Origin of the sequence: Brevundimonas sp. Leaf280 (assembly GCF_001422455.1) — a bacterium.
Taxonomy (GTDB): Bacteria; Pseudomonadota; Alphaproteobacteria; order Caulobacterales; family Caulobacteraceae; genus Brevundimonas.
The window spans coordinates 247533-263105 of sequence record NZ_LMNC01000006.1; the positions used below are offsets into that span (position 1 = coordinate 247533).

Here is a 15573-nt window from a genome sequence, read left to right on the forward strand (position 1 = left end):
CGTCAGCCCGGCTTGACGTCCAGCAGTTCGACCGAGAAGCGCAGGGTGGAGTTGGGGGGCAGTTCGTCGCCGCCGACCCAGCGCGAGCCGTAGCCCAGCGAGGCGGGGATGACGAATTCGTAGATTTCCCCGACGCGCATCAGGGCCACGCCCTCGGTCCAGCCCTTGATGACGCGGTTCAGCGGAAACTCGGCCGGTTCGTTGCGGGCGTAGGAACTGTCGAACTCGCGCCCGTCAATGAAGGTGCCGCGATAGTGGACCTTGACCGTGTCGGTCGCCTTCGGCTGAGCGCCCTCGGGGTGGGCCTTGCCGACGCGGCGATATTGCAGGCCGCTTTCGGTGGTGGTCCAGCCGCGCCGCGCGCCGTTCCAGGCGAGGTAGGCGGTGTTGCCGGCGTCCCAGGCCTGCTGCGGCGTCAGGGCCCCCTGGCCATTGACCTGATCGGCGGCGCGCGCGGCGGCCGAAGCCGTCTCGGCATAGGTCACCGGCGCGCGATGGGTGGCGCAGGCGGAGAGGGCGAGAGCGGCGAGCAGAGGCAGGGCGATCCGTGTCATAAGGCGACGCTAGATCAGGCCTTCGTCGCTCGCAATGAGATTGGTCGGCTCTGTCGAAAAGGTTCCCTTGGGCCTTTATTTCGTCGCGAATGCGCGTATATGTGCGCGCTCCGCAACACTCCATATGAGTCTGCGCGCAAGCGCCGAGGCCCGGTCCGTCGCCCTCCGACCGAGCGAAGGCGCGGCTCCTTCCCAGGGAGCCGGTACATTTCAGGCGTCCTGGCCCGGCAGCGGGCCGAGGGTGGATGCCGAAACCCTGGCTGCGGACGCGGAGACGCGCGCCGTGGCTGCTGCATTTCACGCACGCCTTCCCCGGGGCGTGCGCCATGGGAAACACTGAATGACTGACGTCGCCCACGATCTCGCCATCAACGGTCAGATCGCTTCCGCCACCTCGTTCACCGGCAAGAAGCGTATCCGCAAATCCTTCGGGCGTATCCCCGAAGCGATCGCGATGCCGAACCTGATCGAGGTTCAGCGCGCTTCCTACGAACAGTTCCTGCAGCGCGAGGTCCGTCCGGGCGTCCGCAAGGAGCAGGGCATCGAGGCGGTCTTCAAGTCGGTGTTCCCGATCAAGGACTTCAACGAACGCGCCATCCTGGAATACGTCTCGTACGAGTTCGAAGAGCCGAAGTACGACGTCGAGGAGTGCATCCAGCGCGACATGACCTATGCCGCGCCGCTGAAGGTCAAGCTGCGCCTGATCGTGTTCGAGACCGACGAGGAAACGGGAGCCCGTTCGGTCAAGGACATCAAGGAGCAGGACGTCTATATGGGCGACATCCCGCTCATGACGGACAAGGGCACCTTCATCGTCAACGGCACCGAGCGCGTGATCGTGTCGCAGATGCACCGTTCGCCGGGTGTCTTCTTCGACCACGACAAGGGCAAGACGCACTCGTCGGGCAAGCTGCTGTTCGCCGCCCGCGTGATCCCGTACCGCGGCTCGTGGCTCGACTTCGAGTTCGACGCCAAGGACGTGGTCTATGTGCGCATCGACCGCCGCCGCAAGCTGCCCGCCACGACCTTCCTGATGGGTCTGGGGATGGACGGCGAAGAAATCCTGAAGACCTTCTACGAGACCGTGCCTTACGAGAAGCGCGGTGAAGGCTGGGTCACGCCTTACAAGGCCGAGCGCTGGCGCGGTGTTAAGCCGGAGTTCGACCTGATCGACGCCGACACCGGCGAAGTGGTCGCCCAGGCCGGTCAGAAGATTAGCGCCCGCGCCGCCAAGAAGCTGGGCGAGACGACGACCTCGCTGTCGCTGGCCGCCGACGCCCTGGTCACCAAGTATCTAGCCAATGACGCCGTCAACTTCGAGACCGGCGAAATCTTCGCCGAGGCCGGCGACGAACTGGACGCCCCGACCATCGAAGTGCTGGAGCAAAACGGCTTCACCACCATCGAAGTGCTGGACATCGACCACGTCACGGTCGGCGCCTACATGCGCAACACCCTGCGCGTGGACAAGAACGACAACCGCGAGGACGCCCTGTTCGACGTCTATCGCGTGATGCGTCCGGGCGAGCCGCCCACCCCGGAAGCCGCCGAGGCCATGTTCAACTCGCTGTTCTTCGACAGCGAACGCTACGACCTGTCGGCTGTCGGCCGGGTCAAGATGAACATGCGTCTGGAAAGCCCCGAGGTCTCTGACGAGATCCGCGTCCTGCGCAAGGAAGACGTGCTGAAGGTGCTGCAGATCCTGGTCGGCCTGAAGGACGGCCGCGGCGAGATCGACGACATCGACAACCTGGGCAACCGCCGGGTCCGTTCGGTCGGCGAGCTGCTGGAAAACCAGTACCGCGTCGGTCTGCTGCGCATGGAGCGCGCCATCAAGGAGCGCATGTCCTCGGTCGATATCGACACGGTCATGCCGCACGACTTGATCAACGCCAAGCCGGCCGCCGCCGCGGTTCGCGAGTTCTTCGGTTCGTCGCAGCTGTCGCAGTTCATGGACCAGACGAACCCGCTGTCGGAAATCACCCACAAGCGTCGTCTGTCGGCGCTTGGCCCGGGCGGTCTGACGCGTGAGCGCGCGGGCTTTGAAGTCCGCGACGTGCACCCGACCCACTACGGCCGCATCTGCCCGATCGAAACGCCGGAAGGCCCGAACATCGGCCTGATCAACTCGCTGGCCACCCACGCGCGCGTCAACAAGTACGGCTTCATCGAGAGCCCGTACCGCCGCGTGAAGGACGGCCAGGCCCAGGGCGAGGTGGTCTACATCTCGGCCATGGAAGAGTCGAAGTACACGATCGCTCAGGCCAACATCGAACTGAAGAATGGTCAGATCGTCGAGGACCTGGTTCCCGGCCGGATCAACGGTGAATCCCAGCTCCTGAACAAGGACGCCGTGGACATGATGGACGTGTCGCCGAAACAGGTCGTTTCGGTCGCTGCGGCCCTGATCCCGTTCCTGGAAAACGACGACGCCAACCGCGCGCTGATGGGCGCCAACATGCAACGTCAGGCCGTGCCTCTGGTGCAGTCGGACGCGCCGCTGGTCGGCACCGGCATGGAAGCGGTCGTGGCCGTGGACTCCGGCGCCGTCGTGGTCGCCCGTCGTGACGGCGTCGTCGAACAGATCGACGGCACCCGGATCGTCGTGCGCGCCACCGGCGACGTGGACGCCGCCCGCTCTGGCGTCGATATCTACCGCCTGTCGAAGTTCCAGCGTTCGAACCAGTCGACCTGCATCAACCAGCGCCCGATCGTGCGCGTGGGCGATCAGGTGAAGGGCGGCGACGTCATCGCCGACGGTCCGTCGACGGACCTGGGCGAACTGGCTCTGGGCCGCAACGCCCTGGTCGCCTTCATGCCCTGGAACGGCTACAACTTCGAAGACTCCATCCTGATCTCCGAGCGCATCGTGCGCGACGACGTCTTCACCTCGATCCACCTGGAAGAGTTCGAAGTCGCCGCCCGCGATACGAAGCTTGGCCCTGAGGAAATCACGCGCGACATCCCCAACGTCGGCGAGGAAGCCCTGCGCAACCTCGACGAAGCGGGCATCGTGGCCATCGGCGCCGAGGTCCAGCCGGGCGACATCCTGGTCGGCAAGGTCACGCCGAAGGGCGAAAGCCCGATGACGCCGGAAGAGAAGCTGCTGCGCGCCATCTTCGGCGAGAAGGCTTCGGACGTGCGCGACACCTCCCTGCGCCTGCCGCCCGGCGTCGCCGGCACGATCGTCGACGTTCGCGTCTTCAATCGTCACGGCGTCGACAAGGACGAGCGCGCCATGGCGATCGAACGCGCCGAGATCGAACGTCTGGGCAAGGACCGCGACGACGAGCTCAAAATCCTCGAGCGCAACGTCTATGGCCGCCTGAAGCCGCTGATCGTCGGCAAGAACGCCGTGTCGGGGCCCAAGGGCATCGGCCGTGGCGAACTGACCGACGAGAAGCTGGCCGAGGTCAGCCGTGGTCTGTGGTGGCAGATCGCCCTGGACGACGAAAAGGCCATGGGCGAGCTGGAAGCGATGAAGCGCCAGTTCGAGGATGCTCGCAAGCAACTGGACCGTCGTTTCGAAGACAAGGTCGAGAAGCTGCAGCGCGGTGACGAACTGCCCCCCGGCGTGATGAAGATGGTCAAGGTCTTCGTGGCCGTGAAGCGTAAGCTTCAGCCCGGCGACAAGATGGCCGGCCGTCACGGCAACAAGGGCGTCATCTCCAAGATCCTGCCGATCGAGGACATGCCGCACCTGGAAGACGGCACGCACGTCGACGTCGTTCTGAACCCGCTGGGCGTGCCGTCGCGCATGAACATCGGCCAGATCTTCGAAACCCACCTGGGTTGGGCCGCCGCCGGTCTGGGCAAGCAGATCTCCGGTCTGCTGGAAGCCTGGCAAGCGGGTGGTCAGAAGCAGGCGCTGATCGATCGTCTGACCCATATCTACGGCCCGGAAACCCCGCTGCCGCAGGATGAGGAAGAGCTGATCGAACTGGCGAAGAACCTGTCCAAGGGCGTGCCCTTCGCGACCCCGGTCTTCGACGGTGCGCACATCGGCGACATCGAGCGTCTGCTGGAAGAAGCTGGGCTGAACAAGTCGGCACAGTCGATCCTGTACGACGGTCAGACCGGCGAGCAGTTCAAGCGTCCGGTCACGGTCGGCTACATCTACATGCTGAAGCTGCACCACCTGGTCGACGACAAGATCCACGCCCGCTCCATCGGCCCGTACTCGCTGGTCACCCAGCAGCCACTGGGCGGCAAGGCGCAGTTCGGCGGTCAGCGCTTCGGGGAAATGGAGGTCTGGGCTCTGGAAGCCTACGGCGCCGCCTACACCCTGCAGGAGATGCTGACGGTGAAGTCCGACGACGTGGCCGGCCGGACCAAGGTCTACGAGGCCATCGTCCGTGGCGACGACAGCTTCGAGGCCGGCATTCCCGAGAGCTTCAACGTGCTCATCAAGGAAATGCGTTCGCTGGGTCTGAACGTGGAGCTGGGGAACAGCTGATCCGGATCACGAGCCCTCTCTCGCCACGGCGGGGGAGGGCGATCCCTCCGCTTTTCTCCGTTCTGAATAATTTTCGCGGGTCAGCCCCGCAGAAGGAATCAAGATGAACCAGGAAGTCCTGAACATCTTCAACCCGGTCCCGGTCACCCCGACCTTCGACCAGATCAAGATCGCCCTGGCCTCGCCCGAGAAGATCCGTTCTTGGTCGTTCGGCGAGATCAAGAAGCCGGAAACCATCAACTACCGTACGTTCAAGCCCGAGCGTGACGGCCTGTTCTGCGCGCGTATCTTTGGCCCGACCAAGGACTACGAATGCCTGTGCGGCAAGTACAAGCGCATGAAGTACAAGGGCATCATCTGCGAGAAGTGCGGCGTCGAAGTCACCCTGGCCCGCGTTCGCCGCGAGCGCATGGGTCACATCGACCTGGCTGCGCCGGTCGCCCACATCTGGTTCCTGAAGTCGCTGCCCAGCCGCATCTCGCTGATGCTGGACATGGCGCTGAAGGACGTCGAGCGCGTCCTGTACTTCGAGAACTACATCGTCACCGAGCCGGGCCTGACCCCGCTGAAGCAGAACCAACTGCTGACGGAAGACGAGTTCTATCGCTACCAGGAAGAGTTCGGCGATGACGGCTTCACCGCCGAGATCGGCGCCGAGGCCGTCCGCAACCTGCTGATGGGCATCGACCTGAACGCGGAAGCTGAAAAGCACCGCGCCGAGCTGGCCGACAATCCCTCGGAAATGAAGGCCAAGAAGGCGTCCAAGCGCCTGAAGCTGATCGAGGCCTTCCTGGAATCGGGCAACAAGCCCGAGTGGATGATCCTGACGATCGTGCCGGTCATCCCGCCGGAACTGCGTCCGCTGGTGCCGCTGGACGGCGGTCGTTTCGCGACCTCTGACCTGAACGATCTGTATCGCCGTGTCATCAACCGCAACAACCGCCTGAAGCGCCTGATGGAGCTGCGCGCGCCGGACATCATCATCCGTAACGAAAAGCGGATGCTGCAGGAGTCTGTCGACGCCCTGTTCGACAACGGCCGTCGTGGTCGCGTGATCACGGGCGCCAACAAGCGTCCGCTGAAGTCGCTGGCCGACATGCTGAAGGGTAAGCAGGGTCGCTTCCGTCAGAACCTGCTGGGCAAGCGCGTCGACTATTCGGGCCGTTCGGTCATCACCGTGGGTCCGGAACTGAAGCTGCACGAGTGCGGCCTGCCCAAGAAGATGGCGCTGGAGCTGTTCAAGCCGTTCATCTATGCGCGCCTGGACGCCAAGGGCCTGTCGGGCACCGTCAAGCAATCCAAGCGCATGGTCGAGCGCGAGCAGCCCGCCGTCTGGGACATCCTGGACGAGGTCATCCGCGAGCACCCGGTTCTGCTGAACCGCGCGCCGACGCTTCACCGTCTGGGCATCCAGGCGTTCGAGCCCAAGCTGATCGAGGGCAAGGCCATCCGCCTGCACCCACTGGTCTGCACCGCCTTCAACGCCGACTTCGACGGCGACCAGATGGCCGTTCACGTCCCGCTGAGCCTCGAGGCCCAGCTGGAAGCGCGCGTCCTGATGATGTCGACCAACAACATCCTGTCGCCCGCCAACGGCAAGCCGATCATCGTGCCGTCGCAGGACATCGTCTTGGGGCTGTACTATCTGTCGCTGGTCAAGGACGGCGAGCCGGGTGAAGGCAAGCTGTTCGCCAACATCGGCGAGATCGATGCGGCGCTGGACGCCAAGGTCGTCACCCTGCACACGCGCATCAAGGCGCGCTGGACGGAACAGGACGCCGAAGGCAATGAGGTGACCAAGGTCATCGACACCACGCCGGGCCGGATGAAGCTGGCGGCTCTGCTGCCGCGCAACCCGAACGTCGGCTATCGCCTGCTCGAGAAGAACCTGACCAAGAAGGAAATCGGCAATCTGATCGACGTGGTCTATCGCCACTGCGGTCAGAAGGCGACGGTCATCTTCGCTGACCAGATGATGGGCCTGGGCTTCCGCGAAGCCGCCAAGGCCGGCATTTCGTTCGGCAAGGACGACATCGTGATCCCGGCCAAGAAGGTCGAGCTGGTCGCCGAGACCCGCACTCAGGTCGAGGAGTACGAGCAACAGTACGCCGACGGCCTGATCACGCGCGGCGAGAAGTACAACAAGGTGGTGGACGCCTGGTCCAAGGCCACGGACCGGATCGCCGACGCCATGATGGGCGAGATCGCGCAACCGCGCGTGCTGATCGAGGGTGAAAACCCCGACATCAACTCGGTCTTCATGATGGCCAACTCCGGCGCCCGTGGTTCGCAGGCCCAGATGAAGCAACTGGGCGGCATGCGCGGCCTGATGGCCAAGCCGTCCGGCGAGATCATCGAGACGCCGATCACCTCGAACTTCAAGGAAGGCCTGACCGTCCTTGAATACTTCAACTCCACCCACGGCGCCCGTAAGGGTCTGGCCGACACCGCGCTGAAGACCGCCAACTCGGGTTACCTGACCCGCCGTCTGGTGGACGTGGCGCAGGACTCCATCGTCACCGAGCAGGATTGCGGCTCGACGCGCGGCATCACCCTGCGTGCGGTGATGGAAGGCGGCGACGTGCTGGTCTCGCTGGGTCAGCGCATCCTGGGTCGTTATGCGGCCGAGGACATCAAGGAGCCGGGCACCGATACCGTCCTGTTCCCCGCCGACACCTATCTCGTGGAAGAAGTCGCCGAGGCCGTTGAGGCTGCGGGCGTCCAGTCGGTCAAGGTCCGTTCGGCCCTGACCTGCGAGGCCGAAGCCGGGATCTGCGCCCACTGCTACGGCCGTGACCTGGCGCGCGGCACCAACGTCAACATCGGCGAAGCGGTCGGCGTCATCGCCGCCCAGTCGATCGGCGAGCCGGGCACCCAGCTGACGATGCGGACCTTCCACATCGGCGGTACGGCTCAGGTGGCGGAAACCTCCTTCATGGAGGCGACCAACGCCGGTACGGCCAAGGTCACCGGCCCGACCGTCGTCGCGGCCCACGGCGACCTGGTGGCCATGAGCCGCAACGTCATCGTGACCGTGGTCGTGGACGGCAAGGACCGCGAGACGCACAAGGCTCCTTATGGCGCCCGTATCCGCGTCAAGGACGGCGACGAGGTCAAGAAGAACCAGCGCCTGGCGGAGTGGGACCCCTACACCACCCCGATCCTGACGGAAGTCGGCGGCGTCGTGCGCTTCGAGGACCTGGTCGAAGGCCTGTCGGTGAAGGAAGAAACCGACGAAGCGACGGGCATCGCCCAGCGCGTCGTCAGCGACTGGCGCGCCAGCCCGCGCGGCTCGGACCTGCGTCCGGCCATGGGCGTCACCCTGGGCGACGCCTACGCCAAGCTGTCGTCCGGTTCGGACGCCCGCTATCTGCTGCCGGTGGGCGCGGTTCTGTCCGTGTCGAACGGCGATGAGGTCAAGCCGGGCGAGATCATCGCTCGCGTTCCGACCGAAGGCGCCAAGACCCGCGACATCACCGGCGGTCTGCCGCGCGTCGCCGAACTGTTCGAAGCGCGTCGTCCGAAGGACTGCGCGGTCATCGCCGAGATGGATGGTCGCGTCGAATTCGGCCGCGACTACAAGAACAAGCGTCGCATCAAGATCACGCCCGAGCCCAACGCCGACGGCGTGCAGGGCGAACCGGTCGAGTTCCTGATCCCGAAGGGCAAGCACATCTCCGTCCACGACGGCGATCTGATCCAGAAGGGCGACTACATCATCGACGGCAACCCGGATCCGCACGATCTGCTGCGCATCCAGGGCGTCGAGGCGCTGGCCGAATATCTGGTGAACGAAGTGCAGGAGGTCTATCGACTGCAGGGCGTGCCGATCAACGACAAGCACATCGAAGTCATCGTGCGTCAGATGCTGCAGAAGGTGGAAGTGCTGGATTCGGGTGAAACCACCTTGATCCGCGGCGACACCGTCGAAGTTGCAGAAGCCGTTCTGGAAAACGCCAAGGTCGAGAAGCGTGGCGGCCGTCTGGCCACCACCCAGCCCGTCCTGCTGGGCATCACCAAGGCGTCGCTGCAAACCCGCAGCTTCATCTCGGCGGCGTCCTTCCAGGAGACCACCCGCGTCCTCACCGACGCTTCGGTCCACGGCAAGAAGGACATGCTGGAAGGCCTGAAGGAAAACGTCATCGTCGGCCGCCTGATCCCGGCCGGCACCGGCGCCTATCTGCGCAGCCTGCAGAAGATCGCCAACGAGCGTGATGCAGAACTGACCTCGGCTCTGGAAGAGGCGATCGAGCCGCTGCCGGCCGATCTGCAACTGGAGCTGGAGAGCAGCGAGAGCTGATCTTTCGTTTCAAAAGCGAAGACATGAAGGGGGCGGCGCCGGCGACGGCGCCGCCCTTTTTCTATGAGCCGTTGACCGCGCCTTGATTGTGGTCGAGCTTTCCTTCTGATTGTGAGGGGGGAGGATGCGTCATGACCAAGAAACGGGCTTCGCCCGTCGTGATGGCCCTTAACATCGTCCTCTGGTGCGGTGTGGGTTACGTCGGTCTAGCCATAGCCGCGATACATCTTGGCGGGGTTATGCACGACATCCACTGCCTGGATCATCGCTGACCTCATTGTCAGTCTTTACCGCCGATTCGTACTCCGCCGATGCTGGCTGAGAGGCCTTGGCGGCGGCGTTCGCCTCGATTGATTGTCGTCTCTGCGCCTTGACGCATGTCAACGCCGGGAACGTCGGGCAATAGGGCGCCGGCGCAGCCCGTGCCGAAGTTCGAGCCGACGCAGTCCGCCGGACCCACCACGCCGACGCCGCCGGACAGAGGACGACGTCGCGCCTCCCATTCGGCCAGACGCCGTGCGCCCTCGCGCGCAAAGGCGGCGTCACGCTCGGGGTTGCCCGTGCCGGTGATCGGAGCGGCGTTCATGCCGCGTCGCATGGCGTCCTCGCGGCAATGGGCGCGCTCGGCGGCGTTGAGCTGTTGCGGCGTGGTGCAGCCGATCAGGCCCTGACGCAGGACGCGAGACATGGCGCCGGCGCGATCGTTCGGATTGACGGTCCAGGCGTCCGGCGGCGTGGGCGCGCCCTGGGGCGCGGGCGCAGCGATGCGTGGACGGATTGGGGTAGGGCGACTGTCCGGTGCGGACGCGACCCTGTCTGTGGGAGCGGCGTCGATGGTGCCAGCGTCACGCGATGCGGACATGGCGACGGGCTCGGGCGTCTGCATCGCAGGGCGGGGCCGCTCATTCGGCAGGAGAGGGCGTGGGCTGATGTCGATGTAGAGGGGACGTGGATCGAGCGCGCTCGGCGGAGCGTCAATCCCCAGCGCGGTGAGCGACAGGGTGGCGATCAGCCCCGCGTTGATGGCGACGGAGGCTGTGGCCAAGCCGACCTTGCGCCAGTTCGGGCGGTTACGTCGCGACCAGAAGCAAGGGGAGGGCGCGGAGGCGACGGTCATTCGCGACGCTTTCTGAGATTGGGCAGCAAGCCGTCCCGCGAGGAAAAGAGTTCAACACGGATGTCCACGTCGGCGCAACCTGCCACGGGGTTAGGATCTTCGCATGATCCCCGAACACGCGGCGGATCGGCGCGCTGCGCTTCCCAGGCGGCCAGACGACGCGCGCCCTGTCGCGCGAAGGCGGCGTCGCGATAGGCATTGCCCGTTCCCCGGATGACAGGCGTGGTTTCACCGCCGCTCCAGCGCTCTTCGCAGCGGCGGCGGTCGTCGGGCGCGAGGCGGTGCGGGGCGTTGCACGAAAGGGAAGACAATTTCGGCTCCGCAAGAGGGCCATCGACTCGCCAGCGGGCGTCGATCCCGTCGTCTGCTTTCGCCTGGCTCAAAGACGTGGGCGGAGGCGCCGACGTCGCCGGATCGCCTCTGTCCGGCGCATCCGCTTGCGACGTCTGCGCGGGTCGGGGGGCGGCCATGGCGTCCTCAGAGGACGTGACAGACGGGCTCCTCGGCGCGCGGACCAGGGACGGCCAGGCGTCCTCAAGATAGACGATCATCGGCGCAGGCCGCAGCGAACGAGCGCGCAGCCCTGGATCGGTCAGGGATAGAAGCGCCACGGCGCTCGCATTCAGCCCGACGGCTGCGGCCGCAAAGCCCGCCTTGCGCCAGTCAAGACGGCGGGGGGACTTCGTCGGCGTCGTCGTCCCAGTTAAGAGGTCAACAACAGCCATCGTCAGTTCCTACCGAATAGGGACCGCAGCCCGGGGTAGGCGCCGTCGCCCTCGCGGTAGTCGCGCCAGCGTTTCTTGACGGCGGCTTCCTTGGCGAAGGCTGCTGTCCTTTCCTCATCGCCGGAGCGCACCATCGGCGGCGCTGTTTCACCAGCCGCGCTCGCCAGCGCACGGCAAGCGTGCCGGTCTTGCGTGGACCGTGCGCTTTCGGGCCGGCAATCCGGTCCGCCATTGCGCACCGCGTTTCCCGTCGGCCAGGCGGCGTCGAGCGAGACGCTCGGTCGGACGGTCCAGCGCGGGTCATAGGCGGGCGTGGCCGGACGATCCGATGTCGGCGTCATGGTCGGGTCCGATCCCGCAGTCTCGGAATCGCGCGAATGGACCGGCGCCCGGCGCTGGTCCTGCGCTTGCGGCGGGGACGCCGGCGCCTTGCGGGCCTTGGCCCCTATGATCACGGGTTCGATCTGGATGTAGAGAGGCGAGTGTCCCGAAACCCGACGCGGCGCCGGGCGGCGGTCCTCCGACGCGAGCAGCGTCAGCAGGCCTGCGTTCACCGCAAGCGAGAGCGCAATCGCCCCTGTTCTGGCCAGCCCCGCCATGACCCATCCCCGGTTGGTCGTGTCGTCAAGCTGAGCGCGAAGCGTGGCGGGTTTCAGGCGAAAGGTCGCTCTATTGAAGACCGCTAGGCTTCATCGAAGCGGCTGCATTCTGGAGTGTTAACGTCTCCGCCTTGACCTTCGCGCCCATCGCGCGTAGAAGCCGCCCACTTTCGAGGCGTGACCGGTTCGCCGGTCGCTGAGATCGTGACAATCCAACGGACGGGCTGTGCCCGCCGGAACGCCCAAAGCGCGCGTTCCGGTTTTTCTGTTTGGGTGGTCGCGCGCTCAGTCTCGATGACACCCGGGCGAGGGGATGGTCCCCCGTTCACAAGAAGGCGAGAGGCGCTTCGGTCGAAAGACACACGCCTCCATCAGAAGTCGAGACGAGTTTCGAATGCCTACGATCAACCAGCTGATCCGCAAGCCGCGCAAGCCCAAGCCCACCCGCAACAAGGTGCCGGCTCTGGAGGGTTCGCCCCAGCGTCGCGGCGTCTGCACCCGCGTTTACACCACGACCCCGAAGAAGCCGAACTCGGCTCTGCGTAAGGTCGCCAAGGTCCGTCTGGCCAAGAACGGCTACGAAGCCGTTTGCTACATCCCCGGCGAAGGCCACAACCTGCAAGAACACTCGGTTGTTCTGATCCGCGGCGGCCGCGTGAAGGACTTGCCCGGCGTTCGCTACCACATCCTGCGCGGCGTTCTGGATACCCAAGGCGTCAAGGACCGGAAGCAGCGTCGTTCGCACTACGGCGCCAAGCGTCCGAAGTAAGCCATTCTTCTCCGGGCCGTCGCGCCCGGAGGCCTTTTCGAGATCTTCCCGGCGCTGGTCGGGCACTGCAAGGAATACCCCATGTCGCGTCGTCACCGCGCCCAGAAACGTGAAGTTCTGCCGGATCCCAAGTTCGGGGACCTGATCGTCACCAAGTTCATGAACTACGTCATGTACGAAGGTAAGAAGGCCGTCGCCGAAAACATCGTGTACGGCGCCTTCGACATCCTGGCCGAGAAGAAGAAGGACCAGGAGCCGGTCGCGACCTTCCACGCCGCCCTGGACAACGTCTCCCCGTCGGTCGAAGTGCGCTCGCGTCGCGTCGGCGGCGCCACTTATCAGGTGCCCGTCGAGGTCCGTCCGGACCGTCGCCGCGCCCTGGCCATCCGCTGGCTGGTGAACGCTGCGCGCAAGCGTGGCGAGAACACCATGACCGAGAAGCTGGCCGCCGAACTGCTGGACGCCTCGAACAACCGCGGCACCGCGGTCAAGAAGCGTGAAGACACCCACAAGATGGCCGAAGCTAACCGCGCCTTCAGCCACTATCGCTGGTAACGCCTTTAAAGCGTCATCTGCGCTGACTATCTAAGGGTTTCCGGCGCGGGCGGTTTAAGTTAAATCGCCCGCGCTCGCTTATCCGAACACCGACATCCTTCCGAGGGCGCACCTGAGCGTCCTGAAATTTTCAAGGCACGCTTTCATGGCCCGCACTCACAAGCTCGAGGACTACCGCAACTTCGGCATCATGGCCCACATCGACGCGGGCAAGACGACGACGACCGAGCGGATCCTGTATTACACCGGTAAATCCCACAAGATCGGCGAAGTCCACGACGGCGCTGCGACCATGGACTGGATGGACCAGGAGCAGGAGCGCGGCATCACCATCACGTCCGCCGCGACGACCGCCTTCTGGCAGGGCAAGCGCCTGAACATCATCGACACCCCCGGCCACGTGGACTTCACCATTGAGGTCGAACGTTCGCTGCGCGTCCTCGACGGCGCCGTGACCGTGCTGGACGGCAACGCCGGCGTCGAGCCGCAGACGGAAACCGTCTGGCGCCAGGCCGACAAGTACAAGGTGCCGCGCATCGTCTACGTCAACAAGATGGACAAGATCGGCGCCGACTTCGACGCCTCGGTCGAGTCGATCCGCGACCGTCTGGGCGCCAAGGCCGTGCCGATCCAGTTCCCGATCGGCGCTGAGTCCTCGCTGTCGGGTCTGGTCGACCTGGTCCGCATGACCGGCGTGGTCTGGGACAACGACGGCCTGGGCGCCTCCTACAAGGACGTGCCGATCCCCGACGACCTGATGGACAAGGCGATCGCCGCGCGTCAGTACCTGATCGACAACGCCGTCGAGCTGGACGACGAGGCGATGGAAGCCTACCTCGAGGGCAACGAGCCCGACGAAGCCACCATCAAGAAGTGCATCCGTAAGGCCGTTCTGACCGGCGCCTTCTATCCGATCCTGTGCGGCTCGGCCTTCAAGAACAAGGGCGTGCAGACGCTGTTGGACGCCGTCGTCGACTACCTGCCGTCGCCGCTGGACATCCCGCCGACCCCGGGCATCGACTTCAAGACCGAAGAGCCCGTCGTGCGTAAGGCTTCGGACGAAGAGCCGCTGTCGGTGCTGGCCTTCAAGATCATGGACGACCCCTTCGTCGGCTCGCTGACCTTCTGCCGCCTGTACTCGGGCAAGATGGAAACCGGTCAGTCGCTGCTGAACTCCAGCCGCGACAAGAAAGAGCGCGTCGGCCGGATGCTGCAGATGCACTCCAACAACCGCGAAGACGTCAAGGAAGCCTACGCCGGCGACATCGTCGCCCTGGCCGGCCTGAAGGAAACCCGCACGGGCGACACCCTGTGTGACCCGATCAAGTCGCCCGTCATCCTGGAGAAGATGGAGTTCCCGGCGCCGGTCATCGAGATCTCGGTCGAGCCCAAGACCAAGGGCGACCAGGAGAAGCTGGGCGTCGCCCTGGCCAAGCTGGCCTCGGAAGATCCCTCCTTCACCGTCTCGACCGACCACGAGTCGGGCCAGACGATCCTGAAGGGCATGGGCGAGCTGCACCTGGACATCAAGATCGACATCCTGAAGCGCACCTACAAGGTCGAGGCCAACATCGGCGCGCCGCAGGTCGCCTATCGTGAATCGCTGGGCCGCAAGGTCGACATCGACTACACGCACAAGAAGCAGACCGGCGGTACGGGCCAGTTCGCCCGCGTCATGATCACCTTCGAACCCGGCGAGCCGGGCTCGGGCTTCGTGTTCGAGAACTCGATCGTCGGCGGCGCGGTGCCGAAGGAATATATCCCCGGCGTCGAAAAGGGCCTGAACTCGGCCAAGGACAACGGCCTGCTGGCCGGCTTCCCGCTGATCGACTTCAAGGCGACGCTGACGGACGGCAAGTACCACGACGTCGACTCCAGCGTGCTGGCGTTCGAAATCGCGTCGCGCGCCGCCTTCCGCGAGCTGAAGGAGAAGGGTTCGCCCAAGCTGCTCGAGCCGATCATGGCGGTGGAAGTCGTGACCCCCGAGGAATACCTCGGCTCGGTCATCGGCGACCTGAACGGCCGTCGCGGCATGATCCAGGGTCAGGACATGCGCGGCAACGCCACCGTCGTGAACGCCTTCGTGCCGCTGGCCAACATGTTCGGCTATGTGAACACGCTGCGCGGCATGTCGCAGGGCCGCGCCCAGTTCACCATGCAATACGACCACTACGAGCCGGTGCCGCAACACGTCGCCGACGAAGTGATCAAGAAGTACGCCTAAGCTTTCCCTTTTCGGAAAGCCCGCCTATATGCGCCCGGACCGTAAGGACCGGGCGTCCTTAACCCCCAAACTGCAGGAACCCCGGTTCGGGGACCTTAGGAGCTAGAAAATGGCCAAGGAAAAGTTCGAACGGACGAAGCCGCACTGCAACATCGGCACGATTGGTCACGTTGACCACGGCAAGACGACGTTGACGGCTGCGATCACGATGACCGTCATCGACAGCCTGGAAGCCCTGAAGGACGAGACGCTCAAGGACTTCGGGCCGGTCTAT

Annotated in this window: 10 protein-coding genes; 6 read left to right on the top strand and 4 right to left on the bottom strand. The window is 64.9% G+C overall.

All coding sequences use genetic code 11. The annotated features are described in order from the left end of the window. Positions 1–2 precede the first annotated feature (2 nt). Positions 3–554 (bottom strand): FKBP-type peptidyl-prolyl cis-trans isomerase, encoded by a 552-nt coding sequence (locus ASF31_RS12340; RefSeq protein WP_055754899.1) that lies wholly within the window; start codon positions 552–554, stop codon positions 3–5. A gap of 340 nt (positions 555–894) precedes the next feature. Between ASF31_RS12340 and rpoB the strand changes: the two genes are divergently transcribed. Together rpoB and rpoC are read left to right on the top strand one after the other, a co-directional pair. Then, positions 895–5010 (top strand): DNA-directed RNA polymerase subunit beta, encoded by a 4116-nt coding sequence (rpoB, locus tag ASF31_RS12345; protein WP_055754900.1) that lies wholly within the window; start codon positions 895–897, stop codon positions 5008–5010. Between the two features lie 103 nt (positions 5011–5113). After that, a complete protein-coding gene (gene rpoC / locus ASF31_RS12350) occupies positions 5114–9310 on the top strand; it encodes a DNA-directed RNA polymerase subunit beta' (RefSeq protein WP_055754901.1) in 4197 nt (1398 codons plus the stop codon). 280 nt (positions 9311–9590) lie between these two features. Here rpoC and ASF31_RS12355 read toward each other — a convergent pair whose 3' ends face one another. From ASF31_RS12355 to ASF31_RS12365, 3 genes are all read right to left on the bottom strand, one after another. Next, a complete protein-coding gene (locus ASF31_RS12355) occupies positions 9591–10427 on the bottom strand; it encodes a hypothetical protein (protein ID WP_055754902.1) in 837 nt (278 codons plus the stop codon). Then, on the bottom strand, positions 10424–10738 hold the full coding sequence (locus ASF31_RS14535) for a hypothetical protein (RefSeq protein WP_156356035.1): 315 nt from the start codon (positions 10736–10738) through the stop codon (positions 10424–10426). Before ASF31_RS14535 ends, ASF31_RS12355 begins: the two co-directional genes overlap by 4 nt. Positions 10739–11154: 416 nt before the next feature. Beyond that, positions 11155–11751, bottom strand: a complete 597-nt coding sequence (locus ASF31_RS12365; protein WP_156356036.1) for a hypothetical protein — start codon at positions 11749–11751, stop codon at positions 11155–11157. Positions 11752–12145: 394 nt separating this feature from the next. Here ASF31_RS12365 and rpsL point away from each other — a divergent pair, with 394 nt between their 5' ends. The 4 genes from rpsL to ASF31_RS14325 form a co-directional block, all read left to right on the top strand. Then, complete coding sequence (gene rpsL / locus ASF31_RS12370) at positions 12146–12520, top strand: 30S ribosomal protein S12 (RefSeq protein ID WP_008260482.1); 375 nt, start codon at positions 12146–12148, stop codon at positions 12518–12520. An 81-nt stretch (positions 12521–12601) separates the two neighbouring features. Then, on the top strand, positions 12602–13075 hold the full coding sequence (gene rpsG / locus ASF31_RS12375; RefSeq protein WP_055754905.1) for a 30S ribosomal protein S7: 474 nt from the start codon (positions 12602–12604) through the stop codon (positions 13073–13075). Between the two features lie 145 nt (positions 13076–13220). Then, positions 13221–15299, top strand: coding sequence for an elongation factor G (gene fusA, locus ASF31_RS12380; RefSeq protein WP_055754906.1), 2079 nt, complete (start codon positions 13221–13223; stop codon positions 15297–15299). Between the two features lie 109 nt (positions 15300–15408). Beyond that, positions 15409–15573, top strand: a 165-nt coding sequence (locus ASF31_RS14325; RefSeq protein WP_156356038.1) for a GTP-binding protein, incomplete at its 3' end; no start/stop codon positions are given.

What these genes read in the sequence shown, in the direction of transcription:
- rpsL (WP_008260482.1), top strand. Translation starts at nt 12,146, where the DNA reads ATGCCTACGATCAACCAGCTGATCCGCAAGCCGCGCAAGCCCAAGCCC.
- rpsG (WP_055754905.1), top strand. Translation starts at nt 12,602, where the DNA reads ATGTCGCGTCGTCACCGCGCCCAGAAACGTGAAGTTCTGCCGGATCCC.
- ASF31_RS12365 (WP_156356036.1), bottom strand. Translation starts at nt 11,751, where the DNA reads ATGGCGGGGCTGGCCAGAACAGGGGCGATTGCGCTCTCGCTTGCGGTG.
- rpoB (WP_055754900.1), top strand. Translation starts at nt 895, where the DNA reads ATGACTGACGTCGCCCACGATCTCGCCATCAACGGTCAGATCGCTTCC.
- ASF31_RS12355 (WP_055754902.1), bottom strand. Translation starts at nt 10,427, where the DNA reads ATGACCGTCGCCTCCGCGCCCTCCCCTTGCTTCTGGTCGCGACGTAAC.
- ASF31_RS12340 (WP_055754899.1), bottom strand. Translation starts at nt 554, where the DNA reads ATGACACGGATCGCCCTGCCTCTGCTCGCCGCTCTCGCCCTCTCCGCC.
- fusA (WP_055754906.1), top strand. Translation starts at nt 13,221, where the DNA reads ATGGCCCGCACTCACAAGCTCGAGGACTACCGCAACTTCGGCATCATG.
- rpoC (WP_055754901.1), top strand. Translation starts at nt 5,114, where the DNA reads ATGAACCAGGAAGTCCTGAACATCTTCAACCCGGTCCCGGTCACCCCG.